Here is a 23,228-nt window from a genome sequence, read left to right as displayed (position 1 = left end):
AGCGGCTGCGGGCCGGCGTGGTGTGGGCCAACACGTTCAACAAGTTCGACCCGGCCTCGCCGTTCGGCGGTTACAAGGAGTCCGGCTACGGCCGCGAAGGCGGCCTTCACGGGCTGGAGGCATACCTTGACGTGTGACCACCGTCGCGCCCGCCGCCGGGCGCGCCGTGCCCAGGCCACCCGGGACCACGCCTACGCCCGCGCCGGACGGCCCGTACGCACCGGCTGGTACGCCCACCGCTGCGGCGTGAGCCGGTGCGGCCAGGTTTTCGTGCCGGTCGAGATGTCGCAGGAGATCACGTGGAGGGGACGCGGCGATGAGTAGGTTGGCCGTGCGCAAGACCTACAAGCTGTTCATCGGCGGGGCCTTCCCCCGCTCCGAGAGTGGGAGGTCCTACGCCGTGACCTCGCCCGACGGCGACTTCCTGGCCAACGCCGCCCGCGCCTCCCGCAAGGACGCCCGCGACGCCGTGGTGGCCGCGCGCAAGGCGTTCCCCGGCTGGTCCGGGGCGACGGCCTACAACCGGGGGCAGATCCTCTACCGGGTCGCCGAGATGCTGGAGGGCCGCCGCGCGCAGCTCGCCGGTGAGCTGGGGCTCGGCCGGGCCGAGGCGCTCGCCTCGGTGGACGCCGCCGTGGACCGGCTGGTCTGGTACGCGGGCTGGTCCGACAAGATCGCGGCCGTGCGCGGCACGGCCAATCCGGTGGCGGGGCCGTACTTCAACCTGTCGTCGCCGGAGCCGACCGGGGTGGTCGCGGTCGTCGCGCCCGCCGACCCGCTGCTGGGGCTGGTGTCGGTCGTGGCGCCCGTCATCGTCACGGGCAACACGTGCGTCGTGGTCGCCTCCGAGCCGTCGCCGCTGGCGGCGATCACGTTCGCGGAGGTGCTGGCGACCTCCGACCTGCCAGGCGGGGTGATCAACATCCTCACCGGGCGGCAGGCGGAGCTGGCTCCCTGGCTGGCGGCCCACATGGACGTCAACGCGCTGGACCTGACCGGGGTGAGGGACGCCGACCTGGCGCTGCGCTGCGAGCAGGAGGCGGCGGGCAACCTCAAGCGGGTCCTGCGGCCCGTGCCGGAGCCGGCCGACTGGGCCGCCGACCCGGGGCTGACCCGCATGACCCGCTTCCTGGAGACCAAGACCGTCTGGCACCCGCTGGGCGTCTGACCGGTCCCGCCGTCGCCCGGCCGGCCCCTTGGGGGGCGGCCGGGCCCTCGTCGGCGGCCGGGCACTCGCCGGGTGGCCTGGGACTTGTCGGCGGACCGGCTTCCGTCGCCGGGCCGGCACTCGTCGGCCGCCCGGCCTCCGTACCGTCCGGCCTCCGTACCGTCCGGCTTCCGTCACCGGGCCGGGGGGATGTTGTGGTTGAGGCGGAAGACGTTGCCCGGGTCCCACTCCGCCTTGAGCGCGGCCAGGCGGCGGTAGACGTCCGGGGCGTAGGCCCTGCGCACCTCCTCGGGGTTCGCGTGCTCGCCGTACAGGAAGGTGAGCGCGCGGCCCCCGGTGGACCACGGGGACAGGGCCGCGCGCACCCGTTCGTGGACGGGACGCACGGGAGCGGGGTCGGCGCCCGGGGCCAGCCGCGACAGCAGCCCGGCGTGGAAGGCGGCGTCGCGGTTGCCGACCGCGTTGGCCGCCGGGCCGGGCCGCGACAGCGCCCCGCCGAGGTGGCGCACCTCCAGCACGTGGCCCGCCGCGGCCTCCTCCAGCGCGCCGGCCGCCTGCGGCGGCAGGTCGCCCAGCAGCGAGTGGGTCGCGTAGAACGCCAGGGGCCCGGCCGGGTCGTCGTGGATCGAGCCCGACTCGGTGTACGGCATGACCCGCACGGTGTCCTTCAGCGCGGGGCCGAGCGCGCGCAGCCGCGCCACCAGCGGCTCGCCCTCCTCCGCCGGACCCGCGTACGCGATGCGCACGTGGGCCACGCGGCGCCCGCGCAGCGCCTCGGGCACCTGCGGCGCGTCGGGGAACGGGATGAGCGCGACCGACGAGGTCATCTCCTCGGGCACCGCGTCCGTCCACTCCCGCCAGGCGGGCAGCACGCCGTCCACGCGGTCCGCGTCGAAGAACAGCGCCCCGCCGTACAGGCTCGCCACCGGCACGAGGCCGATCTCCAGGGCCGTCACCACGCCGAAGTTGCCGCGCCCGCCCACCAGCGCCCAGAACAGGCCGGGGTCGCTCTCCGGCGTCACGCGCCGCGCCTCGGCGTCGGCGGTCACCACCTCGACGGCGCGCACCTCGTCGGCGGCGTAGCCGTGGCGGCGCGCGAGCAGCCCGACGCCGCCGCCCAGCGAGTACGACACCGCGCCCACCGAGGGCGCCGAGCCGGACAGCGGGGCCAGGCCGTGCCGCGCCGCCTGGTCGATCACGGCCGACCAGCGCACCCCCGCCTCGACGCGGGCCGTCGCCGTGTCCGGGTCCACCCGCACGCCCGTCATCCGGCGCGTGCTGACGAGCAGCCCGCCCTCGGCCGCCACCGGCATCCCGTGCCCGGTGGCCTGTACCGCCACGGGCAGGCCCTCCGCCACCGCGTACGCCACGGCGAGCCGAACGTCGTCCGCGTCCACCACGCCGGCCACGACGTCCGGCCGGTGCGCGGTGAGCGCCTGGAATCCGGTCCGCTCGTCGTCGTAGCGCGCGTCGCCGGGCCGCAGCATCGGGCCCTTCATCTCCGTGATGTCCATGTCCCTCATGCTGCTGGACCTCGATTGATAAGTCCAAGAGATAGTCATGCTGATGTCTATAATCGCCGGTTATGGAACTTCGTCAGCTCGCGTACTTCGTGGCCGTCGCCGAGGAGGCGAGCTTCACCAGGGCCGCCGCCTCGCTGCACGTCGCCCAGCCCGGGGTCAGCGCGCAGATCCGCCAGCTCGAACGGGAGCTGGGCCAGCCGCTGTTCGACCGGTCGGCGCGCGCCGTGCGGCTGACCGCGGCGGGCGAGGCCGTGCTGCCCTACGCGCGGGCCGCGCTCAGGGCCGTGGCCGGCGCCCGGCAGGTGGTGGACGAGCTGACCGGGCTGCTGCGCGGGCACGTGGTGATGGGCGCCGTCTCCCTGCCCGGCGTCCTCGACGTGCCGGGGCTGCTGGCCGACTTCCACGACGCCCACCCGGCCGTCGAGATCACCCTCAAGGAGGCCGATCCGGAGACCGTGGTCCAGGAGGTGCGGTCCGGACGGATGGACCTCGGGCTGTTCGGGCTCGGGCCCGGCGTGCCGCCCGGACTCGACGCGCAGATCGTGGTGAGCCAGCCGCTCGTCGCGGCCGTGAGCCGCGATCACGAGCTGGCGGGGCGGCCCGGGATCGAGCTGGCCGACCTGGAGGGGCGGGCGCTGCTCTGCCTGCCGCCGGGAACCGGGCTGCGGGCGGCCCTGGAGGAGGGGTGCGCGGCGGCGGGGTTCCGGCCCCGGGTCGCGCTGGAGGCCAGCGAGCCGCTGGTGCTGGCCCGGCTCGCCGCCCGCGGCCTCGGCGTGGCCGTGCTGCCGGAGTCGGCGGTGAGCGCGGCCGAGGGCCTGCTGCACGTCATGGAGCTCACGGGGCCTCGGCTGCGCGGGCGGATGGCGATCGCGTGGCGGTCGGAGGGCGAGGTCGGCCCGGCGGCCCGGGCGCTCATCGCGCACGCCAGGAGGACGCTGCCCGACCTGGACCGCGACTGAGGGGGACGCTGCTCGATCCGGGCCGCGACTGAGGGGGACGCTGCTCGATCCGGGCCGCGGCTGCGGGGACGCCGTCCGATCTGGACTGCGGCTGCGGCTGCGGGGACGCTGCGGGACGGCGGCCTGTCGCGTCAATGGGCGGCGGCGTCGTTCCGGCTCAAGGACCCGACCGGCCCGCGAGCCGCCGGCGTGCCGGGCGAGTACCCGTCGCCGGCGGGTGCCACATCGTCGCGGCGGGCCGCCCGGATCGTCAGGACCGCCAACGACGCGGTCACGACGACCGTCAATGCGAGCGCCGTCCACGTGGCCGCGTCGGGGTGGATCAGCGACTGGCCGCGCATCGCCTGCCACGCCGTGACGGCGAACAGCCCGGTGTAGCCCAGGATGACGACCCCGGTCAGCCGGGCACGCACGCGTTCGCCGCGCAGCCAGCCGACCCGGGCCGCCAGAGCGGTGAGAACCAGCACCGTGAGCACGAACACCTGGATGGAGTGCAGGCTCACGAAGTGCGGAACGCGCAGGTCGCCTCCCACGGCGCTCCAGTTCGTGATCGGCATGCCGTGGCCGTCCGGCGCTCCGACCCCGTGCTGCCCCAGGAGCGAGACCGGGTTCCCGTAGGCGTCCGGCACCGTTCGAGGCCCGGTGGACGCCCACCCGCGGATGAAGGACGCGAGCGCCATGCCGATGACGGAGATCCCGATCCCGGCCCGCAGGGCCCAGGTGAGCGCCGTGCCGCCGATCCTCTGGAACAGCAGCATGACGGCGATCAGCAGGCTCGCCCCGAACAGCCCGACCACGCCCGTCTCGAAGATCAACTGGCCGACCTGGTTGAACGTGTCGGTGTTGATGTTGAAGTGGCTGTAGGTGCCGCGGAAGGCCTGTACGACGATGAAGCCGACGTCGATCAGCCCGGTGACGGCGAAGACCGTTCCGAGGATCCACATCGTCCGTCTCGCCTTGCGAAGCTGCGGCAACAGCCACGCGAGCGTCGTGGCGTAGGTGACGAACGACGCCCCGAACTTGAACGGCTTCTCCCAGACCGACTGCTGCAGGAGCTCGCGATCGTCCACGACGATGCCGATGAGCGAGAAGACGGTGAGAGCGGACATCGCCGCCACCATGACCATCAACGGTCGGTGCCACGATCGCACGTCGGCGAAGGAGAGGGGTGCGTACGGCGTATCTAATGTCATGCGTACATCGTATCCAGACAGCTCTCCTATCAGGCGTCGAAGGCGCAGATCGAGCGCGATTAGGTGTACTAGTGCAATGCGAATTGCACTAGTACACTCCGGCCCGGCAGACGGTCCCGGCCGGGGGAAGCGTTCCCGACGTCAGGTAGTCGTCGATGCGGGCAGTGGCGCAGGCCGCTCTGAGGTACGCGCTGTGCCCGTCGCCGCCGTTCTCGTCGTTCACCAGCAGCCCGGAGCCGTGGATGCGGGACGACAGGCTGCGCGCCCAGAACAGGGGCTTACTGCGCATTCCACCAGAAAAGGGGTATACCGTCTTCGCCGTGGGATCTACCGTGTCCGTCCCCCAGACGCGCACCATGAAGGGCGACGAGCTGTCCGCCGACGACGCGTGGGCGACCCTGCGCAAGTACGGCGGGTGGCATCTCACGCGCGACTCGCTGGTCCGGTTCAGGTACGGCGACGGCATGAGCCACTCGCGTGCGCTCGCCTTCCAGATCTGCCTGGCCATCCTCCCCGGCGCCATCGCGCTGGTCGGCCTCAGCTCCGTCACCCACCAGGAGGAGCTCGGCCAGGTGCTCGAACTCACCCTGCGCCGCCTGGCCCCGGGCGACGGCGCGGCGGTCACGCAGGCCCTGGGCAGCGGCCATCACGTCCGCGACGCGCTCGCCCTGTGGCTCGGCCTGGCGACCACGATGGTGGCGCTGACCACGGCGATGGCGCAGTTCGAGCGGGGCGCCAACCGGATCTACGGCGTCGAGCGCGACCGGCCCTTCCATCGCAAGTACGCCCGGGCGGCCGTGCTCGCGCTGGTCGCCGGGGTCACCATGATCACGGGGTTCACGGTCATGGTCGGCGGCGGGGCCATCGGCGAGGCGATGACCGAGGTCTTCGGCTGGGGAGGCGGGACGCGGCAGGCGTTCGCGCTCGTCCGGTGGCCGCTCGGCTTCCTGCTCGCGCTGGTGTCCACGGTCACCCTGTTCAGGGCCTCGCCGCGGCGCAGGCAGCCCGGACACAGCTGGCTCGCCTTCGGCGCGCTGGTGGCGCTGGTCCTGTGGACCCTGTTCACGCTGGCCCTGGCCCTCTACACGGCCAACAACAGCACCTTCGGCGCCACGTACGGCCCGCTGACGGCGGTGATGGCGCTGTTGCTGTGGTCGTTCCTCAGCTCGATCGCGCTCTTCCTGGGGGTCGCGTTCGCGGCGCAGCTCGAAGCCTGCCGGGCCGGCTGCATCCCGCCCGCGCACCCCGACACGGGACCCACGGCGGAGGAGGAACGTGAGCCGCTGGTCGGGGCGGTCGGCTCCGCCGTGATCACGGCCGTCCGCCGCGTGGTCGCCGTGCTGGGCAGGAAGCGGCCCGGCCGGACCTCGTAGTCCGGACGAAACACTCGGCGAGGGTGCCGGACACCGATAGAGATGTCCGGCACTTCGGCACGAGGAGAATGATCCGTGACCCATCCACCGGGAGCGCGAGACCGCTTCGAGGCGATCTACGACGCGCACTACCCGGCCGTCCACCAGTACGCCGCCCGCCGGACGGACGCGCCCGACGACACGGCGGACGTGATCTCCGAGACGTTCCTCACCGCATGGCGGCGCATCGCCGACGTGCCCGAGGGGGCGGCCGCCCGGCTGTGGTTGTACGGCGTGGCCCGGCGCGTCCTGGCCAACCAGCGGCGTGGCCGCGCCCGCAGGGCGGGGCTGGCGGAACGTCTCAAGGACGAGTTGTCCGCCGCCCGGCCGTCCCGGCCCGACGGGCTGGACCACGTGGGAGAGGCGTTCGCCGGCCTGCCCGCCCGTGACCGCGAGGTGCTCGCGCTGGCCTGCTGGGAGGGCCTGACCGGCCCGGAGATCGGCAAGGTGCTCGGCTGCACGGCGACGGCGGCCCGCATCAGGCTGCACCGTGCGCGCGGGCGGCTGGCCAGGGCGCTGGGGATGACGGAGGAAGACCGGGCGACCGCGGAACTGAGGGGAGAGAGCCTGTGAGCAAGATCGACCGGATGGTGGCCGCCGTCGATCCCGCGCCCCACGCGCCCGAGCAGGGGCAGGGCGCACGGGAGCTGTTCCACGAGATCGTCGCGACGCCGGTGACGGCGCGTCGCAGGCCGCGCTGGCCCGTGCTGGTCCCCATCGCCGCGGCACTGGCGACGGCGGTCGTCCTGGGCGCCGCCTTCCTGCCTGCCGAGGCGCCGAGCGGCATCACGGCGCCCGCCGCGCTGGCGTTCACGCGCTCAGGTGACGACTGGATCGTCACGGTCAAGGACCTCTACGCCGCGCCCGAGCGCTTCGAGTCCGAGTTCAGGGCGCGCGGGTTCGACATCCACCTGACGATCGCCCCGGGCTCGCCGAGCACGGTCGGCCAGGTCACGGGCGGCGAGTACTCCGAGGAGGCCCGCATCGAGGAGGAGTCGGTGGAGTGCGAGTCCCCGGGCGGCAGGTGCGCGGTGGCGCTCCGCATCCCCGCGGACTTCACGGGCAGCGCGACCATCTCCTTCGCCCGCGCGGCCCGGCCCGGCGAGCGGTACGAGTCGGCAGGTGACGCCGACGCCACCGGCGAGCTGCTGCACTGCGTCCCGTTCCGGGGCATGACCGTGGACGAGGTGCGGGCCGCGCTCGCCGAGCGGGGCGGCTCGATCGAGGAGTTCAGGGTGGGGAAGAAGTCGGAGCGCGCCCCCCAGGTGCCGGGGAGCTGGTTCGTCGAGGACGCCGTGCCGACGGCCCCGGGGCAGGTGCTCGTCTGGGCGCAGCCGGATCAGGTGCGGCTCAGCCCCGAGGCCGCCGAGCTGGTGAGGAAGAAGACGGCCGGCTGCCCCAAGGGGTGACCTCCGTCACGCGGGCATGCCGGGCGGACGGGGCCGCCTCACGCGGACATGCCGGGCGGGCGGACCAGCGGGTGGGCGGCTTCGAGCTGCGCGGCCAGGCCGAGCAGCAGCGGCTCGCCGCCCGGTGGCGCGACGAGCTGCACCCCGATCGGCAGGCCGCTGGAATGCGTCGCGATCGGCACGGCCAGGGCGGGCCAGCCGCACATGTTCCACGGCCCGGTCGCCGGGGCGAACCTGATGTTGGCCAGCGCGCTGCGCGCGAACCCGCGCTCGCGCCAGCCGCCGGCCGCGGGCGGCACGGTGGCCAGGACCGGCGTGATCAGCACGTCCGCGTCGCCGAACCACTGGTCGGCCGCGTACGCCTGCCAACGTGCCCGCCCGCGTGCCCCGTCCAGGCTCAGCGACCGCAGCACCCGCCCGCCGCGCGCGAGGGCCCGGCTCCTGCGGTCGAGCCCCTGCGCGGACCTCGCCGCGGGGCGGGAGAGCGCGTCGACGGCCTCGGCGGCGCGCGACAGCCACGCGGCCACGGTGGACGGCCCGAGCCAGAACGGCAGCCGGCGCTCGCGCTCCACGACCGTGTGCCCGGCCACCCGCAACGTCTCGGCCGCCCCGCGCACCGCCGCCCGGAACTCCCGGTCCATCGGCAACCCCGCCGGCAGCGGCTGCGGCGCGTACGCGATCCGCAGGTCGAACGGCTCCTCCTCGGCCGGCGGCGCAGGCGCGTCCCACACCTCGTCCTCGCCCGCCCACACCGAGCGCAGCATCCGGGGCGCCGGCTCCCGCCGCCTGCCCCCGCGCCACGACTCGGCCAGCGCGGGATCGGCCGCCAGCACCGACAGGGCCAGCGCCAGATCGGGGACGTGCGCGGCCAGGGGACCGTTCTCGCTCAGCCCGTCCCAGTCGTCGCCGGGCGGCGGCACCAGCCCCGCGCCCGGCTTCACGGCGAACACCCCGCAGGCCGCCGCCGGGATCCGCAGCGAGCCCATGCCGTCGTTGCCCAGGGCGATCGGCACCATGCCCGCCGCCACGGCCGCGGCGCTGCCCGAGGAGGAGCCGCCGGCCGTACGGGAGAGGTTCCACGGGTTGCGCACGATGCCGTGGACGCTGTCGCCGAAGCCCACGAGGCCCAGCTCGGGCAGGTTCGTCAGGCCGACCACCACCGCGCCCGCCGCGCGCAGCCGGGCGACGGTCTCGTGGTCGCGCGGCTCGGGTGTCACGCCCGTCGCGGCGGAGCCGGCCCGCATGGCCTCGCCCGCCACCTCCAGGTTGTCCTTGACCGCCACCGGCACCCCGGCCAGCGGCAGGTCGGCGAGGTCGCGGCGCTCGCCCAGCGCCCGCGCCTCCTCCACGGCCCGCTTTCTGACCAGCCGGAACGCGCCCACCTGCGGGTCGCGCCGGGCGATCACGCCGAGATGCTCCTCGACGACCGCCTCGGCGCTCACCTCGCCGCGGCGCACGGCGGAGGCGATCTCGACAGCGGATCTTCCGGCCCACGACATGCCTAGAAGTGTGCAACGTCCGGACTCCGGTGGCGAGGCCCCATTCCGGGGTTATTAGTCTCGGCGTAATGAACGGAGCCTCCCTCGCCACCGGCCAGCGCTCGTTGGGCGACCCGTCCGTCACGTTCCCGCTCTGGCCGCCGCAACTGCGGGGCTGTCCCGAGACCAGCACGGCCGAGATCGCCTACCCGGTCGAGGTGGACTACGCCTACGAGGACGTGGACACGGCGCTGTTCGCGCAGGCTCCCGGGCCCGACCTCGCCCGCTGGGCGCCGCTGCTGCCGCCGCTGCACGCGCCGACGCTCGGCGAGGGCGGCACGCCGCTGCTGGAGCTCGACGGGCTGCCCGGCGTGTATCTCAAGGACGAGTCGCGCAATCCCACCTGGTCGCACAAGGACCGCCTCAACCGGGTCACGGTCAGCGCGGCCGTGGGCGCGGGCGCGCCCGGCGTGGTCGTCGCCTCCTCGGGCAACCACGGCGCCTCCGCCGCCGCCTACGCGGCCCGCGCCGGGCTCCCCGCGATCGTGCTCGCCTCGGCCGAGGCGCCGCCCGCCGTGCAGTCGTTCGTCCGCGCGTACGGGGCGAAGGTCCTGACCATGCCGGCCGAGGACCGCTGGCCGCTGATGCGCCGGATCAAGGTCCTGACCATGCCGGCCGAGGACCGCTGGCCGCTGATGCGCCGGATCGTGGACCGGTTCGGCTACCACCCGGTCAGCAACCTCACCGTGACGCACACCGGTCACCCGTTCGGCGCCGAGGGGTACAAGACCATCGCGTACGAGCTGTTCGCGCAGCTCGGGCGGGTCCCGGCGGCGGTGTTCACGCCGACGGGCTACGCGGAGATGCTGTACGGGGTGTGGAAGGGGTTCGCGGAGCTGCGCCGGCTCGGGGTCGCGGAGACGGCGCCGCCCATGTACGCCTGCGAGCCGGCCGTGGGGGCGCCGCACGCGCGGGCCCTCGCGACGGGTACGCCCGCGGCGATCGTCGAGCTCGGGCCCACCGGCGCGTACGGCATCGCCTGCACGGTCGGCGGACACCGGGGCGTGCGCGCGGTCCGCGACAGCGGGGGAGAGGCGGTGCCCGTCACCGACGACGAGCTGCGCGCGGCCCAGGAGCTGCTGGCCCGGCAGGGACTGTGGCAGGAGCTGTCGGGGGCCGCCGGTCTGGCGGGCTACCGGAGGCTGGGGCGGGAGTTCGACGGGCCGGTGGTGTGTGTGGGCACGTCCAGCGGGTTCAAGGACCTGGAGACGGGGCGGGAGCGTGTCCGCCTGCTGGAGGACGTGGACGTGGACGTGAGCCTGGACGACCTGCTCCGCGCGACGGACGCCTGACGCGGGACTCCGGCACCCCGGACCCCGGCGGCTCGACCTCCCGACCCCGGCGGCTCGGCGCCCCGGCGGCCCGCTTCCTCGCGCCTGGATCCCGCGGCTCGCTCGCCGGCGTCAGCTTCGGAGCCAGATCCTGAGGGGACCGGTCGGGGTGAAGCCGTGGCGCTCGGCCGGGGCGGTGTCGATCTCGTAGCCCACCAGGGCGCGGCCCGGGAACAGCCGCGCCGCCTCGGCTACCGTCCCGGCCCACGCCGTGTCGTCGTCGCAGCCGGTCGCGAAGACGTTGGAGACGCCCACCGCCTCGCCCGTCAGGGTCAGCACGCCGCCGCACACGAGCGCGCCGTCGCGCCGGCCGTACAGGATGGCGACCTCCTCCAGCAGCGACGGCGGGAAGAGCCCGTCCGCCTCGCCGCCGAAGCAGGCCCGCTCCCACTCCCGCAGCTCGGACGCGGAGCGCACCCGCCCCCAGGCGACGTCCCCGGCGGGATCGGGGGCCGGTGCGGCGGGCCGGTGCAGCCAGCGCGCCTCGAACAGCACGTGGAAGCCGTGCGGGGCCAGGTCCAGGGCGGCGAAGCTGTCCTTGACCGAGGCGCCCAGGCTCGCGTCGATGCCGCCGAGCACGTCGGCCTCGGTGGCGGCGGGGGAGAGGGTGACGGCGTCGGGGTAGTAGGGCGGGGTGCGGCGCGGGTTGGTCCAGGCTTGGGCGGTGAAGCGGCCGGGCAGACCGTGCGCGCGGCACATCGCGTCACACCACGCGGCGTTGTCCCGTGCCGCTTCGAGCACCACGGCGGCGGCGCCCGCGCGTGCCGGGCCCTGCGGGGCGGGGCGGTCGGCGCGCGGGCGTGCCGAGGTCTCTTGTGAGTGCGGCTGGTCGGCGCGCATGTGGGGTCACGTTCTCCTGTTCGTGCGGCTCGTGGGGGGCGCGGTCAGCGGGTCCTCCGGCCAGGGGTGCCGGGGATAGCGGCCGCGCAGCTCCGCCCGTACCGCGCGGTAGCCGTCGCGCCAGAACGACGCCAGGTCGGCCGTCACCGCCACCGGACGCCCGGCCGGGGACAGCAGGTGAACGAGCAAGGGCACCCCCGCGACGGACGGCGCGCTGTCCCAGCCGAACAGCTCCTGGAGCTTCACGGCGAGCACCGGCCGCTCCTCCCCGTAGTCGATCCGGACGCGTGAGCCGCTGGGCACCTGGACGCGCTCCGGCGCGACCGCGTCCAGCCGTTCGCTCCACGGGACCAGGCGGAGCAGGGCCGTGGCCACGTCGATCCGTTCCAGGTCGGCGCGGCGGCGGGCCCTGGACAGCTCGGGCTCCAGCCACCGGTCGGCCAGATCCGTCAGGGCGTCCATGCCGGGTCCGGCGCCGCCCACGTCCGGCCACGGTTCACCCACGGCGCGGTGGCAGAACGCCAGCCGGGCGCGTACCGCCAGCGCCTCCTTCGACCAGGTCAGGACGTCCTCGGTGCGCAGGCCGTGCAGCAGGGCCGCGCGCACGTCGGCGTCGGGCAGCGGCGCGGACGACAGCTCGATCGCGCCCAGCCGTTCGACGACCCGCGCGGAGACGTCGCCGCGCCGCTCCCCCGGGGGCACGCGCCAGGCGGCCTCCTCCTCGGTCGTGACGGGATGGGCGAGCCGCGCGGTCGCCTCGTCGATCTCCACGGCCTGCCGTACCCGCGCCGACGCCGAGCCGGTGGGACGGTCGGCCACCGCCACCGCCAGCCACGGTGCGCCGGCCAGCTTCGAGCCCTCGCCGAGCGCGGCGGCCGTGCCGGAGGCCATCAGATAGCCGCCGCCACGCCGCCTGGCCACCCGCTCGGGGAACGCCAGGGCGACCACCAGCCCCGCGAACGCGTCATCAGCCAAGCCGTCACCGCCACCGCTTCCGGCCCCGCCACCGCTCCGGGGGGCGCCGCCGCTTCCGGAAGCGCCGCCGCTGCCGGGCGCGAGCGATCTCGACAGGCGCCTGACCTCCTGGCGCCAGCGGGAGGCGAAGGCGTCGCCGCCGCGCCGGGCCGACCGCCAGACCTCCACGAGGTCGTCGCCCGCGTCGCGCGGAAGCTGCTCCGACAGCAGGGCGACCACCTCGGCCGCGCGCGGACCGGCGTCGATGAGCGCCCGCGCCAGCCGGGGGTGCAGGCCCAGCCGGGCCATCCGCCGCCCCCGGGCGGTCACCCGGCCCCCGTCCAGGGCGCCGAGGTCGGTCAGGGTCGCCGTGGCGGCGGTCATGGCGGCGGCGGGCGGCGGGTCGAGCAGCGCCAGCGCCGCCGGGTCCGGCACGCCCCAGCAGGCCGCCTGCAGGGCGAACCCCGTCAGGTCGGCGAGCGCGATCTCGGGCCTCGGATGCTCGGCCAGCCGCTCGTGCTCGGCCTCGGTCCAGCAGCGGTACACGGTGCCGGGAGCCTCACGGCCCGCCCGTCCGGCGCGCTGCACGGCGCCGGCCTTGGAGACGCGGACGGTCGTGAGCGAGCCGAGGCCGCGGGCGTGGTCGGTGCGCGGCTCGCGGGCCAGGCCGGAGTCCACGACCACCCGGACGCCCGGCACGGTCAGGCTCGACTCGGCGACCGACGTGGCCAGCACCACCCGGCGCCGGGTCCCCGGCGACAGGACGGCGTCCTGCACGCGGGCCGGAGCCTGCCCGTGCACCTGCAGGACCTCCACGTCGTCCGTGACGTCCCGCAACTGGCCCGCGACCCGGGCGATCTCGGCCGTGCCGGGGAGGAAGCAGAGCACGTCGCCGTCGCGTTCGGCCAGGGCCCGCCGTACGACCTGGGCCACGTGGGCGAGCAGCGCCGGATCGACGCGCATCCCGTGGGGCGGCGGGAGCGGGCGGGCCGGCGGAGCCCACACGGTCTCCACCGGGTGGGGCGTGCCGGACGCCGCCACGACCGGCGCGCCGCCGAGCAGGCGCGACCACGGCGCGGCGTCGGCCGTGGCGGAGGTGGCCAGCAGGCGCAGGTCGGGGCGGAGCGTCTCGCGTACGTCGAGGAGGAAGGCGAGCGCGGTGTCGGCGTCCAGGTGACGCTCATGGCACTCGTCCAGCACGACGACGTCGGCGCCGGGCAGCTCGGGGTCGTGCTGGAGGCGCTGGAGGAGCAGGCCGGTGGTGACGACCTCGACCCTCGGGTCGGCGCCGGTGTGCCGCTCGCCGCGGATCGCGTAGCTCACCCCCATGCGGCGGGCCGCCGCGCGGACGGCCAGCCGCCGCGGCTCGGCCACCAGCACGCGCAGCCCGGCGTCGGCCAGGGCGAGGGGGACGACGGTGGTCTTGCCGCTGCCCGGCGGCGCGGTCAGCACCGCCGTGCCGTGCGCGTCGAGCGCGCCCAGCAGCTCGGGCAGCGCGTGACGTACGGGCAGCTCAGCCGCCATGCGCGGGGACGCCCTCCGGTATGGCGCGGACGGGCTCGTCGGCGTGCGCGGTCACGGGGACGGTGTCCTCGCCGTGCGCGGTCGCGGGGGCGGCGTCGTCGGCGTGCGCGGCGGCGAGGACGGCGTCGAGGAGGCCGGGGAAGCGGGCGTCGAGGTCCTCGCGGCGCAGGCGCATGAACTTCAGCCGCCCGACCTGCCGGGTCATCACCACTCCGGCCTCGCGCAACGTGCGGTAGTGGTGCGAGGCCGTGGACTTGTGCACGCCGAGCTCCTCGCCCACGTTCGAGCAGGTCTGCTCCTTCTGCACGGCGAGCCGGAGGACGATCTCCATGCGCACCGGGTCGGCCAGCGCGCGGAGAACCTCGGTGAGCTGGATGGTCTCCGTCGCCGGATGCGGTAGCAGGCGCATGCTTCAGACCCTATCTCCGTTTAATCCTTTGACAATTATCAAACTATGCGACAGTTTGATGCTCGTCCAACTGACGCGTACGGAGGATGATGTGACCACCCGGCTCTACCCCTTGGCGCTGGGCAACTTCGCCGTCGGCACCGGCATGTTCGTGACCGCCGGGCTGCTGCCGCCGATCTCCCGTGACCTCGCTGTCTCGCCCTCGGCCGCCGGGCAGCTCATGACCGTGTTCGCCCTGGCCTACGCCATCCTGTCGCCCCTGCTTGCCGCCGCCACGGCCCGCATGTCGCGCCGCAGGCTCCTGCTCGTCGCGCTGGCCGTCATGGTCGCCGGCAACGCCCTGACCGCCCTCGCGCCCACGTACCCGCTGGTCATGGCGACGCGCGTGGTGGCCGCGGCCGGGGCGGCGATGTTCACGCCCACGGCGTCCGGCGTGGCGACGGCGCTGAGCTCGCCCGAGCGCCGGGGCCGGGCCCTCGCGCTGGTGATGGGCGGGCTGAGCGTCGCCACGGCGATCGGCGTGCCGCTCGGCACCTGGCTGGGCGGCGCCGCGGGCTGGCGGGCCACGATGTGGCTGGTCGTGGGGCTCGGCGTCGTCGGGTTCGCGGGCGTGGCGGCCGTGGTGCCGCATGTGGAGGTGCCCACCTCGGGCCGGCTCGCCGAGCGGCTCGCGCCGCTGGCCGACCGGCGGATGCTCGCGGTGCTGGTCACCCAGCTCCTCTTCTTCGCCGGCGGGTTCACCGCGTACGTGTACATCGGCTCGCTGTTCGACCTGCCGCTGCCCGCCGTGCTCTGGGCGTGGGGCGTGGGCGGCGTCGTGGGCAACCAGCTCGGCGGGCGGCTGACCGACGCGTACGGGCCGCGTCGCATGGTGCTGATCGGCCTGGCCGCCTCCACCGTGGCGCTCGCGCTCATCCCCGTCGCCAACCTCGCCCTGCCCGTCGCGCTGGTCTGGGCGTTCCTGTGGGGCGCGCTCGGCTGGATGATCGCCCCCGCGCAGCAGTACCGCACGGTCGGCGCCGTGCCCGGCAACGTGTCGATCGGCCTCGGCCTGCTCGCCTCCGCGCAGTACTTCGGGTTGTTCGTGGCGGGTGTCACGGGCGGGATCGCCCTCGGCTGGTACGGCCGGGCGGGCGTCGAGATCCTGGCGACCGCGATCGGTCTGGTGGGGGCGCTGTTCACGCTGGCGACGTATCGGCCCGCCAAGGATGCTCCAGAATGGGCGGGTGTCCGAACAGCAGATCGACCCGCGTGACGAGCCCGCCCCCTTCGGCGCCGTCGTCCTCCTGACCGTGGCCTCGGCCGTGGCCGTCATGGCCGTCACCAGCCTGCTCAACGAGCCGCCCGGTCTGAAATTACTGATGCTCGGGCCGATCGCGCTGGTCGTGTTCGAGGTGGTGGTCCACGAGGTGTGGTGGCAGCGCTGGTGGGGCGCGCTGCCGGGAGCCGTGCTCGGTCTGACCCTCTACTTCGAGGGCCGCGAGGCGCTGGGCGACCTCATCGGCGACTCCTGGGCCCATCCGATCGCGTACGTCGCGGCCTGGGCCCTGTTCGCCGTCGTCTTCGCCCTGGCCAGCCGCTATCCGCGCACCCTGAGCGCCTAGCGGCCTCAGCCCTGGGCGGGGATCCAGTCCAGCGTGACCGCGAGGATCACGAACAGGCCGAGCGCGATGCGGTAGACGACGAAGCCGGTGAAGCGGTGCTTGCTGATGTACCGCAGGAACCACGCCACCGCCGCGTAACCGACGACGAACGAGATGAGCGTGGCCAGGATCGTCGGCCCCCAGGCCGGCGCCTGGCCCTCACCGATCTCGCGCAGCTCCAGCAGGCCCGACGACAGCACGGCCGGGATGGCGAGCAGGAAGGAGTACTTCGCGGCGTCCTCGCGACGGTAGTCGAGCAGGAGGCCCGCGGTGATGGTGCCGCCGGAGCGGGAGACGCCCGGGATGAGCGCGAGAGCCTGGGCGAAGCCGTACACGATGGCGTGCGGGAAGCTGAGGTGCTTCTGCAGGGTGAGCTTGTTGCGGGCGGTGTGGTCGGCCCACCACAGGATGAGGGCGAAGACCACCAGCGTGGTGCCCACGATGCGAAGGTCGCGGAAGACCGTCTCGATCTGGTCCTTGAACAGCACGCCGAGCACGCCGATGGGCAGGCTGCCCACGATGACGTACCAGCCCATGCGGGCCGCGTGGTGGGAGCGCAGCGCCGGCTTGAACAGGGATCGCGTCCAGATGGAGACGATCTCCCAGATCTCGTGCCGGAAGTAGATCAGCACGGCGGCCTCCGTGCCGAGCTGGATCACCGCCGTGAAGGCGGCACCCGGGTCCTGCCAGCCGAAGAACGCCGACACCACCCGGATGTGGGCGCTGGAGGAGATGGGCAGGAACTCGGTCAGCCCCTGGAGGAGGCCGAGCACCACCGCTTCGAACCAGCCGATCACCGGAGCACCTTTCCGAAGCCGCGAGAGTGACGGTGTGAGGCTAGCGGATGCGGGGGCCGAGCAGTTGCTCGCGTAGGGCGGTGAGCTGGTGGGAGTGTTCGACCGAGCGGGTCTCGTCGAGCGCGTCGAGGGCCAGCAGCAGCGCGTCGGCCACGATGATGCCGGTCAGGGGCTCGGCGGTGATGCCGGTCGGCGTGTGGGGTGCGGCCAGGACGGCGTCGACCTTGCCGGCGAACGTGCCGCCCAGCTCGTCGGAGACGAGCACGACGCCCGCGCCGACCGCGCGCGCCCGGTCGACCAGCACGGTCAGCTCACGCAGCTTGCGGCCCGGCTGGAAGATCACCACCGCCTCGCCGTGCCGCAGCGACAGCAGGTCGTCGGCCAGCGCGAACCCGGTGGCGGAGGTGGCGCGGGCGCGGTGACCCCGCCGGCCGAGCTTGAGCGCGAGGTGGCGGGCGGAGGGGTCGGACGCCCCGGTGCCGTAGACGAGGATCGCGCTCGCGTTGGCCATCACCTCGACCGCGCGCCGGAACGACTCGGAGTCCCACAGGCGGCGGCAGTGGTCGATCCGCTCGCGCGCCTCGTCGAAGACCCGCTCCCAGATCTCGGACAGGTCGTGGCCGACGTGGCTGATGCGGGCGCGCAGGCGCACGTCGGGGGCCACCGTGGAGGTGAACTCGGCCGCGAGCGCGCGCTTGAGCCCCGGCAGGCCGCCGAAGCCGAGGCGCTGCATGGTGCGCACCACCGTGGCGTTGCTCGTGCCGGTGGCCGCGCCGAGCTCCTGGGCGCTGGAGAACAGGATCTGGTCGGGCGAGGCCGAGGCCAGGAACTGGCACACGGCGCGCTCCGCCGGTGACAGCTCCTCCCACAGGTGCCTGATCGACGCCCTGAGCTGCTCGATAGGACTCTGTGAATTATCCATTACGGCCCTTGACTCCTGTGTAGCGCCCGTTACTGTTGCCTGGAACGACCGCTACAGACGTGCCGTCCACGCGAAATGAACGTTACAGGCTTTGGCCGGTCCAAGGAGCACCATTGAGCCTCATCTCCCTGCCCCTCGTCGAGATCTCCGGCGCCCCGAGGGAGCGCGGGCGCCAGTACGGCGAGCAGGCCAGAGACCGGGTCCACCGGGCGCTGGCCTACTACGCCGAGGCGTTCGGCCACTCCAGCGGCCTCACCTGGGCCCAGGTCACCGAGCGGGCGGCGCACTGGGTCGAGCCGAGCAGGGCGTTCGCGCCCGAGCTGGTCGAGGAGATGGAGGGCATCGCCGAGGGCGCCGGCACCGGCTTCCTCGACGTGCTCGCGCTCAACGCCCGCGGCGAGATCATCTACGACACGACGTTCAGCGAGCTGCCGGCCGACGGCTGCACCTCGTTCGCGCTGCTGGAGGACGCCTCCGGCGACGGCCACGTCTACGCCGGCCAGAACTGGGACTGGCGCAGCGGCGTGGCCGACACCGTCATGGTGCTCCGGGTGGTCCAGCCGGGCCGCCCGACCGTGATCATGCATGTGGAGGCGGGCCAGGTCGGGCGGCAGGGGGCCAACTCGGCGGGCATCGCGCTCAACGCCAACGGGCTCGGCGGGCGCTTCGACGAGACGGTCGGCGTGCCGCAGACGCTGATCCGCCGGCGCGTCCTCGACAGCGACAACCTCAACGCCGCGCTGGAGGCGCTGACCCAGTCGCGGCCGCACATCGCCAGCAACGCCCTGGTCACCCACCGCGAGGGCTTCGCGATCGACCTGGAGACCACGCCGGGCGCCGTGGGCTGGATGTACCCGGCCGACGGGCTGCTCGTCCACGGCAACCACTACCAGGCGTTCGTGCCGCCCCAGCTCGCCGCCACCTACCGGCCCGCCTCGGCCGACTCGCTGTTCCGGGTGCCGCGCGCCGAGGGCGGCCTGCGGGCCGTGCGCCAGGCGTCCGGCACCGACGAGGCGCGCAAGCGCATCCGCCACGCCATGTCCGACCACCTCGGCCACCCCGAGTCGCTCTGCACCCATCCCGACGACGCCCAGCCCGCCGTGACGCGGTGGGCCACCCTGCTGTCGAGCTGTGTCGACCTCACCACGGGCGACTACTTGATCGCGGCCGGCACGCCCTGCGACCACGAGTACGAGCGCGTGCCCCACAACCTGTACGACGGACCGCACGGAGACCAGTAGTGAACAAGACGCTCGTCCTGGCAGGGCTGATCTGCCTCACCGCCGCGTGCGGCGGCGGACCCGCCGCCACCGGAAGGACCCCCGACCCCGCCAAGCTCACCCTCGTCGACCGCACCGCCAAGGCCGCGGGCCCGCTGGAGTCGGCGACCTGGCTGCTCGACGGCGAGCCCGGCACGCTCGACCTCGACGTCGACGGCGGCACCCCCAACCGCACCGTCATGGCCAACGTCTGCGAGCGCCTGCTGCAGACCCAGCCCGACATGACGGTCAAGCCGTGGATCGCCGAGAAGATCGACCAGCCCGACCCGAGGACCATGGTGCTCACGCTGCGCGACGGCGTCACCTTCCACGACGGCTCGCCCGTCACGGCCGACGACGTCGTGTGGAGCCTCAGGCGCCACGCGGGCGAGGGCATGGACGAGTCCGACGAGTTCGAGGACGTGAAGTCCGTCACGAAGACCGGCGACCGGCAGGTCACGATCGCCTTCAAGAAGCCCAACGCGCTGTTCGAGCAGGCCATCGCGGGCGGCGCGGGCATCGTGCTCAACGAGAAGGTCGTCGAGCGGCTCGGCAAGGAGTACGGCACGCCGGACAGCCCCGACGCGTGCAGCGGGCCGTACACGCTGAAGGAGTGGAAGTCGGGCGCCCGGCTCACGATCGAGCGCTACGACCAGTACTGGAACAAGGACGTCAAACCGCTCACCAGAAGCGTGACCTTCAGGTGGGCCGAGGACAACGCGCTGGTCAACAGCCTCGTCACCGGAGCCGCCGACGGCGCCTACCTGTCCGACACCGGCCCCGCCGTGGCGCTCCAGGCCAACCAGGCCGTTACCGTCGCCTACGGCCCCACCACCCGCGTCTTCGTGCTGCTGCCCACCGACCGCGGGCCGATGAAGGACGCGCGGATCCGGCGGGCGCTCTCGTTGGCCGTCGACCGGGCCGGCATCGCGAGGTCGGGCTTCGCCGGGCTCGCCCGGCCGTGGAAGGTGCCGGTCGGCGCGGGCGCCTGGTCGTACCGGAAGCAGGCGTTCCAGACCGCGTACGACCAGCTCCAGGGCGCGCCCGAGACGCCCCGGGTCGAGGAGGCGAAGAAGCTCGTCCAGGAGGCCGGCGTCCCCAAGGAGCCGATCATCGTGGCCACCAACGGCGAGCAGTCGCGCACCGTCATCGCCAACGCCGTGGCCGACGCCGCCAAGAAGATCGGCCTGACCGCGCAGATCAGGACGATCCCCGCCGCCGAGTACGGCGGTTTCTACACCGACAAGTCCCTGCGCGCCCAGGTCGACCTCGTGCCCGACGACTGGTACATCACCAAGGCCGACCCCATCGGCTTCTACGACAACGGCCTGACCGGCTCGTCCAACAACTGGGTCGGGTTCAGCTCGCCCGAGTACGACGCGCTGGTGGCCAAGGCCCTGGCCGCCACCGACCCCGCCGAGCGGGCCGCGGACGTCGTCGAGCTGCAGCGGCGCTTCACCGCCGACATGGTGTGGATCTCGCTGGTCGAGGTGCCCAACGCCGTCGTCCTCGGTGGCAAGGTGACCGGGCCGCCCGCCTCCCAGGTCCACATGGGCTACCCGTGGGCGGCCGATCTCGGGGCCAAGGGCTGACCCGTGGCGCGCAAGCTGGCGGGCCTGGCCGTGACCCTGCTCGCCGCCTCGTTCGTGATCTTCGGGGCGTCGTACGCGGCGCCCGGCGACCCGGTCACGTTCCTGGCGGGCGGCAAGGAGAACCTGACGCCCGAGTACCTCGCCGCCGTCCGGGCCCAGTACCACCTCGACGACCCGTTCCTCGTCCAGTACGGACGGTGGCTGGGCGGGGCCGTGAGCGGCGACCTCGGGCGCTCCCTGCAGTACAACGACCAGGTCGCCGACCTGCTGGCGGCCCGGCTGCCGAGCACGCTCGCGCTCGTCGGCTGCACCGCCGTGCTGTTCACGGTGCTCGGCGTCGGGCTGGGCGTGCTGGCCGCGGTCCGCGGCGGGCGGGTCGACGCGGCGGTGGTGGCGGGCACGACGCTGGCCACCTCCGTGCCGCCGTTCGTGGTGGCCACCGCGCTCATCTCGCTGTTCGGGGTGCGGCTCGGCTGGTTCCCGGTCATGGGCGGCGGCTCGCTGTGGCACCTCACGCTGCCGGCCGTCACGCTCGCGGTCGGCGCGCTGGCCGTCGTCAGCCGCGTCACCCGCCAGTCCATGATCGAGCAGCGGGAGCTCGACCACGTGACCGTGGCCCGCGCCTCCGGGCTGTCCGAGCGATTGATCGTGGTCCGGCACGTGCTGCGCGGCGCGCTCGGCCCGATCGTGACCATGTGCGGGCTGGTCACCGCGGGCATGCTGGCCGGCACGGTGATCGTCGAGGCCGCGTTCGGCCTCAACGGCGTCGGCTCCCTGCTCGTCAACGCCATCAACACCCACGACTTCCCGGTGACCCAGGCCGTGCTGCTGCTCATGGTCACCGCCTACATCCTCGTCACCACGCTCGTCGAGCTGGTCCAGCCGCTCATCGACCCCCGAGCCAGGAGGCCCGCGTGACAGCCGTCGCCACGCTGCCGCCGAGCACCGCCCGGCCGCTCGGCCACCACCTCGCCACCGCCTTCCTCGCCGTCGTGGTGCTGGCCGCGCTGTTCGCGCCGCTCGTCGCGCCGTACGAGCCGGACGCGGTCGACTTCGCCGCCACGCTCGCGCCGGTCTCGCCCGAGCACCTGCTCGGCGCCGACCAGTCGGGTCGCGACCTGCTGGCCCGCGTCCTGTACGGCGCGCGCACCTCGCTCGTGGGACCGCTGCTGCTGCTCGCCATCGCCTCGGTGCTCGGCGTCGCCCTCGGCACTCTCGCCGCCTGGCGCCGCGGGTGGGTCGACGCGGTCGTCGGCCGGGTCACCGACGTCATGTACGCCTTCCCCGGGCTGCTGTTCGTGGTGCTCGTCGTGGCCGTCTTCGGCAACGGCATGACCACGGCCGTCGTCGCCCTCGGCCTGGCCTATGCGCCGACCATCGCCAAGTACACGCGCAGCGTCGCGGTCGCCGAGTGCGGCAAGCCGTACATCGACGCCTACCGGGTGCAGGGCATGGGCGGCCTGGCCATCTGCGTGCGGCACCTGGTGCCCAACATGGCGCGGCCGATCGTCGGCTACCTCGTCGTGCTGTTCGGCGAGGGGCTGATGAGCCTGGCCACGCTGAGCTTCCTCGGGTTCGGCGCGCAGCCGCCGTCGTCCGACTGGGGGCTCATGGTCAAGGAGGGGCAGCCGGCCGTCGTGCAGGGCGCGTTCCTGCCGGTGCTGGTGCCCGGGGCGGCCATCGCCCTGGTCGTCGTGTCGTTCAACGTGCTCGGCGTGCGGTTCGCCGACCGCTTGGGCGTGAGGGGGTCGTGATGCTGCTGTCTGTGGAAGAACTGACCGTCGAGGCGGGCGGCCGGCGGCCCATCCTGCGCGAGGTGTCGCTGACCGTGGGCCGGGGCGAGATCGTCGGCCTGGTCGGCGAGTCCGGCTCGGGCAAGTCCACGATCGCCCGCTCGGTGCTGCGGCTGCTCCCGCAGCGGGCCCGGGTGTCGGGCCGGGTGCTGGTCGAGGGCGACGACGTGCTCGCCATGGGCCCCGAGGCGCTGCGCGGGCTGCGCTCGTCGACGGTGTCGATGATCTACCAGGATCCGCGCTCGTCGCTCAACCCGGTCCGCCGGATCGGCGACTTCCTCACCGAGCGCATGGTCCACACCCTCGGCCGGCCGAAGGCGCAGGCCCGCGCCACGGCGCTGGAACTGCTCGCCGCCGTGGGCATGCGCGACCCCGAGGCGCGGCTGCGGCAGTACCCGCACGAGCTGTCCGGCGGCATGCTCCAGCGGGTGGTCGTCGCCGCCGCGCTGGCCGCCGGGCCGTCGCTGCTGCTGGCCGACGAGGCGACCAGCGCGCTCGACGTCACCACCCAGGCCGAGACGCTCGCGCTGCTGCGGCGGGTGCAGGCCGAGCGGGGGCTCGGCATGCTGTTCATCACCCACGACCTGCACCTGGCCGCCGCCTTCTGCGACCGGGTCCACGTCCTGTACGCGGGCACGATCGTGGAGTCGCGCCCGGCCAAGGAGCTGTTCGCCGACCCGCGTCATCCGTACACGCAGGGGCTGCTGGCCTGCACGCCCGACCTGGGCGATCCGCGCCCGATCCGGCCCGTCCCGGGCCGGCCGCCCTCGCTCGACGACGCGTTCGACGGCTGCCCGTTCGCCCCGCGCTGCCCGCACGCCACCGGCCGGTGCGAGAGCGCGCGCCCCGAGCCCGTGACCGCCGGCGGCGGCGCCGCCGCCTGCCACCTCCTGGAGCCCTGATGCCGGTCGCCTCCCACCCGCCGGAGATCCGGATGCCAATCGCCTCCCACGCCCCGGAGA

At 74.2% G+C, this 23,228-nt stretch carries 24 protein-coding genes; 15 read left to right on the top strand and 9 right to left on the bottom strand.

Annotated elements, in window-relative coordinates; genetic code table 11:
* The 3 genes from HTZ77_RS41040 to HTZ77_RS41030 all read left to right on the top strand — a co-directional run.
* Window positions 1-137: aldehyde dehydrogenase family protein (locus tag HTZ77_RS41040; RefSeq protein ID WP_175593271.1), on the top strand; the 137-nt coding region annotated here is incomplete at its 5' end.
* Window positions 127-324, top strand: coding sequence for a hypothetical protein (locus HTZ77_RS41035; protein WP_175595187.1), 198 nt, complete (start codon window positions 127-129; stop codon window positions 322-324). The genes HTZ77_RS41040 and HTZ77_RS41035, both read left to right, overlap by 11 nt.
* The gene (locus tag HTZ77_RS41030) at window positions 317-1,168 is read left to right on the top strand and encodes an aldehyde dehydrogenase family protein (RefSeq protein ID WP_175595186.1); all 852 of its coding nucleotides are present in this window, start codon (window positions 317-319) and stop codon (window positions 1,166-1,168) included. Before HTZ77_RS41035 ends, HTZ77_RS41030 begins: the two co-directional genes overlap by 8 nt.
* Window positions 1,169-1,341: 173 nt before the next feature.
* On the opposite strand, the gene HTZ77_RS41025 is transcribed toward HTZ77_RS41030, so the two are convergent.
* On the bottom strand, window positions 1,342-2,682 hold the full coding sequence (locus HTZ77_RS41025) for an FAD-binding oxidoreductase (protein WP_235995906.1): 1,341 nt from the start codon (window positions 2,680-2,682) through the stop codon (window positions 1,342-1,344).
* 71 nt (window positions 2,683-2,753) lie between these two features.
* On the opposite strand from HTZ77_RS41025, the gene HTZ77_RS41020 reads away from it, so the two are divergent.
* Window positions 2,754-3,650 carry a LysR family transcriptional regulator gene (locus tag HTZ77_RS41020; protein ID WP_175595184.1) on the top strand — a complete coding sequence of 299 codons (897 nt, stop codon included), beginning with the start codon at window positions 2,754-2,756 and terminating at the stop codon, window positions 3,648-3,650.
* A gap of 131 nt (window positions 3,651-3,781) precedes the next feature.
* Here HTZ77_RS41020 and HTZ77_RS41015 read toward each other — a convergent pair whose 3' ends face one another.
* Both HTZ77_RS41015 and HTZ77_RS41010 read right to left on the bottom strand, forming a co-directional pair.
* Window positions 3,782-4,843: a hypothetical protein gene (locus HTZ77_RS41015; protein ID WP_205304580.1), complete on the bottom strand. Its 1,062-nt coding sequence runs from the start codon at window positions 4,841-4,843 to the stop codon at window positions 3,782-3,784.
* A gap of 88 nt (window positions 4,844-4,931) precedes the next feature.
* On the bottom strand, window positions 4,932-5,132 hold the full coding sequence (locus tag HTZ77_RS41010; protein WP_175595183.1) for an alpha/beta hydrolase: 201 nt from the start codon (window positions 5,130-5,132) through the stop codon (window positions 4,932-4,934).
* A 31-nt stretch (window positions 5,133-5,163) separates the two neighbouring features.
* Between HTZ77_RS41010 and HTZ77_RS41005 the strand changes: the two genes are divergently transcribed.
* From HTZ77_RS41005 to HTZ77_RS40995, 3 genes are all read left to right on the top strand, one after another.
* Window positions 5,164-6,216: a YihY/virulence factor BrkB family protein gene (locus HTZ77_RS41005; RefSeq protein WP_175595182.1), complete on the top strand. Its 1,053-nt coding sequence runs from the start codon at window positions 5,164-5,166 to the stop codon at window positions 6,214-6,216.
* 75 nt (window positions 6,217-6,291) lie between these two features.
* A complete protein-coding gene (locus HTZ77_RS41000) occupies window positions 6,292-6,828 on the top strand; it encodes an RNA polymerase sigma factor (RefSeq protein WP_175595181.1) in 537 nt (178 codons plus the stop codon).
* A complete protein-coding gene (locus HTZ77_RS40995; protein ID WP_175595180.1) occupies window positions 6,825-7,664 on the top strand; it encodes a hypothetical protein in 840 nt (279 codons plus the stop codon). The genes HTZ77_RS41000 and HTZ77_RS40995 overlap by 4 nt, the downstream gene beginning before the upstream one ends.
* A gap of 38 nt (window positions 7,665-7,702) precedes the next feature.
* Here HTZ77_RS40995 and HTZ77_RS40990 read toward each other — a convergent pair whose 3' ends face one another.
* Window positions 7,703-9,163: an amidase gene (locus HTZ77_RS40990; protein WP_175595179.1), complete on the bottom strand. Its 1,461-nt coding sequence runs from the start codon at window positions 9,161-9,163 to the stop codon at window positions 7,703-7,705.
* Between the two features lie 68 nt (window positions 9,164-9,231).
* On the opposite strand from HTZ77_RS40990, the gene HTZ77_RS40985 reads away from it, so the two are divergent.
* On the top strand, window positions 9,232-10,494 hold the full coding sequence (locus tag HTZ77_RS40985) for a threonine synthase (protein ID WP_175595178.1): 1,263 nt from the start codon (window positions 9,232-9,234) through the stop codon (window positions 10,492-10,494).
* Window positions 10,495-10,605: 111 nt separating this feature from the next.
* Here the strand turns inward: HTZ77_RS40985 and HTZ77_RS40980 are convergent, their stop codons facing one another.
* The 3 genes from HTZ77_RS40980 to HTZ77_RS40970 are packed head-to-tail and all read right to left on the bottom strand — an operon-like array spanning window position 10,606 to window position 14,260.
* Window positions 10,606-11,373, bottom strand: a complete 768-nt coding sequence (locus HTZ77_RS40980) for a hypothetical protein (RefSeq protein WP_205304579.1) — start codon at window positions 11,371-11,373, stop codon at window positions 10,606-10,608.
* A gap of 6 nt (window positions 11,374-11,379) precedes the next feature.
* Complete coding sequence (hrpB, locus tag HTZ77_RS40975; protein ID WP_175595177.1) at window positions 11,380-13,851, bottom strand: ATP-dependent helicase HrpB; 2,472 nt, start codon at window positions 13,849-13,851, stop codon at window positions 11,380-11,382.
* Entirely contained in the window at window positions 13,841-14,260 is a 420-nt protein-coding gene (locus tag HTZ77_RS40970) for an ArsR/SmtB family transcription factor (protein ID WP_175595176.1), read from the bottom strand. The genes hrpB and HTZ77_RS40970 overlap by 11 nt, the downstream gene beginning before the upstream one ends.
* Before the next feature lie 91 nt (window positions 14,261-14,351).
* Between HTZ77_RS40970 and HTZ77_RS40965 the strand changes: the two genes are divergently transcribed.
* Together HTZ77_RS40965 and HTZ77_RS40960 are read left to right on the top strand one after the other, a co-directional pair.
* Window positions 14,352-15,515, top strand: a complete 1,164-nt coding sequence (locus tag HTZ77_RS40965; RefSeq protein WP_175595175.1) for an MFS transporter — start codon at window positions 14,352-14,354, stop codon at window positions 15,513-15,515.
* A complete protein-coding gene (locus HTZ77_RS40960; RefSeq protein WP_175595174.1) occupies window positions 15,487-15,864 on the top strand; it encodes a hypothetical protein in 378 nt (125 codons plus the stop codon). Before HTZ77_RS40965 ends, HTZ77_RS40960 begins: the two co-directional genes overlap by 29 nt.
* 5 nt (window positions 15,865-15,869) lie before the next feature.
* Here HTZ77_RS40960 and HTZ77_RS40955 read toward each other — a convergent pair whose 3' ends face one another.
* Both HTZ77_RS40955 and HTZ77_RS40950 read right to left on the bottom strand, forming a co-directional pair.
* The gene (locus HTZ77_RS40955; protein ID WP_175595173.1) at window positions 15,870-16,700 is read right to left on the bottom strand and encodes an undecaprenyl-diphosphate phosphatase; all 831 of its coding nucleotides are present in this window, start codon (window positions 16,698-16,700) and stop codon (window positions 15,870-15,872) included.
* Between the two features lie 40 nt (window positions 16,701-16,740).
* Entirely contained in the window at window positions 16,741-17,622 is an 882-nt protein-coding gene (locus tag HTZ77_RS40950) for a MurR/RpiR family transcriptional regulator (protein ID WP_175595172.1), read from the bottom strand.
* A 113-nt stretch (window positions 17,623-17,735) separates the two neighbouring features.
* Between HTZ77_RS40950 and HTZ77_RS40945 the strand changes: the two genes are divergently transcribed.
* From HTZ77_RS40945 to HTZ77_RS40925, 5 genes are read left to right on the top strand one after another with little or no spacing between them, the layout of a single operon-like run.
* The gene (locus HTZ77_RS40945) at window positions 17,736-18,863 is read left to right on the top strand and encodes a C45 family autoproteolytic acyltransferase/hydolase (RefSeq protein WP_205304578.1); all 1,128 of its coding nucleotides are present in this window, start codon (window positions 17,736-17,738) and stop codon (window positions 18,861-18,863) included.
* Window positions 18,863-20,473 (top strand): ABC transporter substrate-binding protein, encoded by a 1,611-nt coding sequence (locus tag HTZ77_RS40940; RefSeq protein ID WP_175595171.1) that lies wholly within the window; start codon window positions 18,863-18,865, stop codon window positions 20,471-20,473. The genes HTZ77_RS40945 and HTZ77_RS40940 overlap by 1 nt, the downstream gene beginning before the upstream one ends.
* Before the next feature lie 3 nt (window positions 20,474-20,476).
* The gene (locus HTZ77_RS40935) at window positions 20,477-21,391 is read left to right on the top strand and encodes an ABC transporter permease (protein ID WP_328809064.1); all 915 of its coding nucleotides are present in this window, start codon (window positions 20,477-20,479) and stop codon (window positions 21,389-21,391) included.
* On the top strand, window positions 21,388-22,227 hold the full coding sequence (locus HTZ77_RS40930) for an ABC transporter permease (RefSeq protein ID WP_175595170.1): 840 nt from the start codon (window positions 21,388-21,390) through the stop codon (window positions 22,225-22,227). Before HTZ77_RS40935 ends, HTZ77_RS40930 begins: the two co-directional genes overlap by 4 nt.
* Complete coding sequence (locus tag HTZ77_RS40925; RefSeq protein WP_175595169.1) at window positions 22,227-23,168, top strand: ABC transporter ATP-binding protein; 942 nt, start codon at window positions 22,227-22,229, stop codon at window positions 23,166-23,168. The genes HTZ77_RS40930 and HTZ77_RS40925 overlap by 1 nt, the downstream gene beginning before the upstream one ends.
* The last annotated feature ends 60 nt before the right edge of the window (window positions 23,169-23,228 follow it).

The organism is Nonomuraea montanisoli, assembly GCF_013363975.1.
Lineage (GTDB): Bacteria > Actinomycetota > Actinomycetes > Streptosporangiales > Streptosporangiaceae > Nonomuraea > Nonomuraea montanisoli.
This window is presented reverse-complemented; position numbering and strand designations above follow the sequence as displayed.

Bases quoted from the DNA above. Each gene is read 5' to 3' on its own strand.
- HTZ77_RS41020 (WP_175595184.1), top strand. From the start codon at position 2,754: ATGGAACTTCGTCAGCTCGCGTACTTCGTGGCCGTCGCCGAGGAGGCG.
- HTZ77_RS41025 (WP_235995906.1), bottom strand. From the start codon at position 2,682: ATGGACATCACGGAGATGAAGGGCCCGATGCTGCGGCCCGGCGACGCG.
- HTZ77_RS40985 (WP_175595178.1), top strand. From the start codon at position 9,232: ATGAACGGAGCCTCCCTCGCCACCGGCCAGCGCTCGTTGGGCGACCCG.
- HTZ77_RS40980 (WP_205304579.1), bottom strand. From the start codon at position 11,373: ATGCGCGCCGACCAGCCGCACTCACAAGAGACCTCGGCACGCCCGCGC.
- HTZ77_RS40970 (WP_175595176.1), bottom strand. From the start codon at position 14,260: ATGCGCCTGCTACCGCATCCGGCGACGGAGACCATCCAGCTCACCGAG.
- hrpB (WP_175595177.1), bottom strand. From the start codon at position 13,851: ATGGCGGCTGAGCTGCCCGTACGTCACGCGCTGCCCGAGCTGCTGGGC.
- HTZ77_RS40925 (WP_175595169.1), top strand. From the start codon at position 22,227: ATGCTGCTGTCTGTGGAAGAACTGACCGTCGAGGCGGGCGGCCGGCGG.
- HTZ77_RS40990 (WP_175595179.1), bottom strand. From the start codon at position 9,163: ATGTCGTGGGCCGGAAGATCCGCTGTCGAGATCGCCTCCGCCGTGCGC.
- HTZ77_RS40950 (WP_175595172.1), bottom strand. From the start codon at position 17,622: ATGGATAATTCACAGAGTCCTATCGAGCAGCTCAGGGCGTCGATCAGG.
- HTZ77_RS41015 (WP_205304580.1), bottom strand. From the start codon at position 4,843: ATGACATTAGATACGCCGTACGCACCCCTCTCCTTCGCCGACGTGCGA.
- HTZ77_RS41030 (WP_175595186.1), top strand. From the start codon at position 317: ATGAGTAGGTTGGCCGTGCGCAAGACCTACAAGCTGTTCATCGGCGGG.
- HTZ77_RS41010 (WP_175595183.1), bottom strand. From the start codon at position 5,132: ATGCGCAGTAAGCCCCTGTTCTGGGCGCGCAGCCTGTCGTCCCGCATC.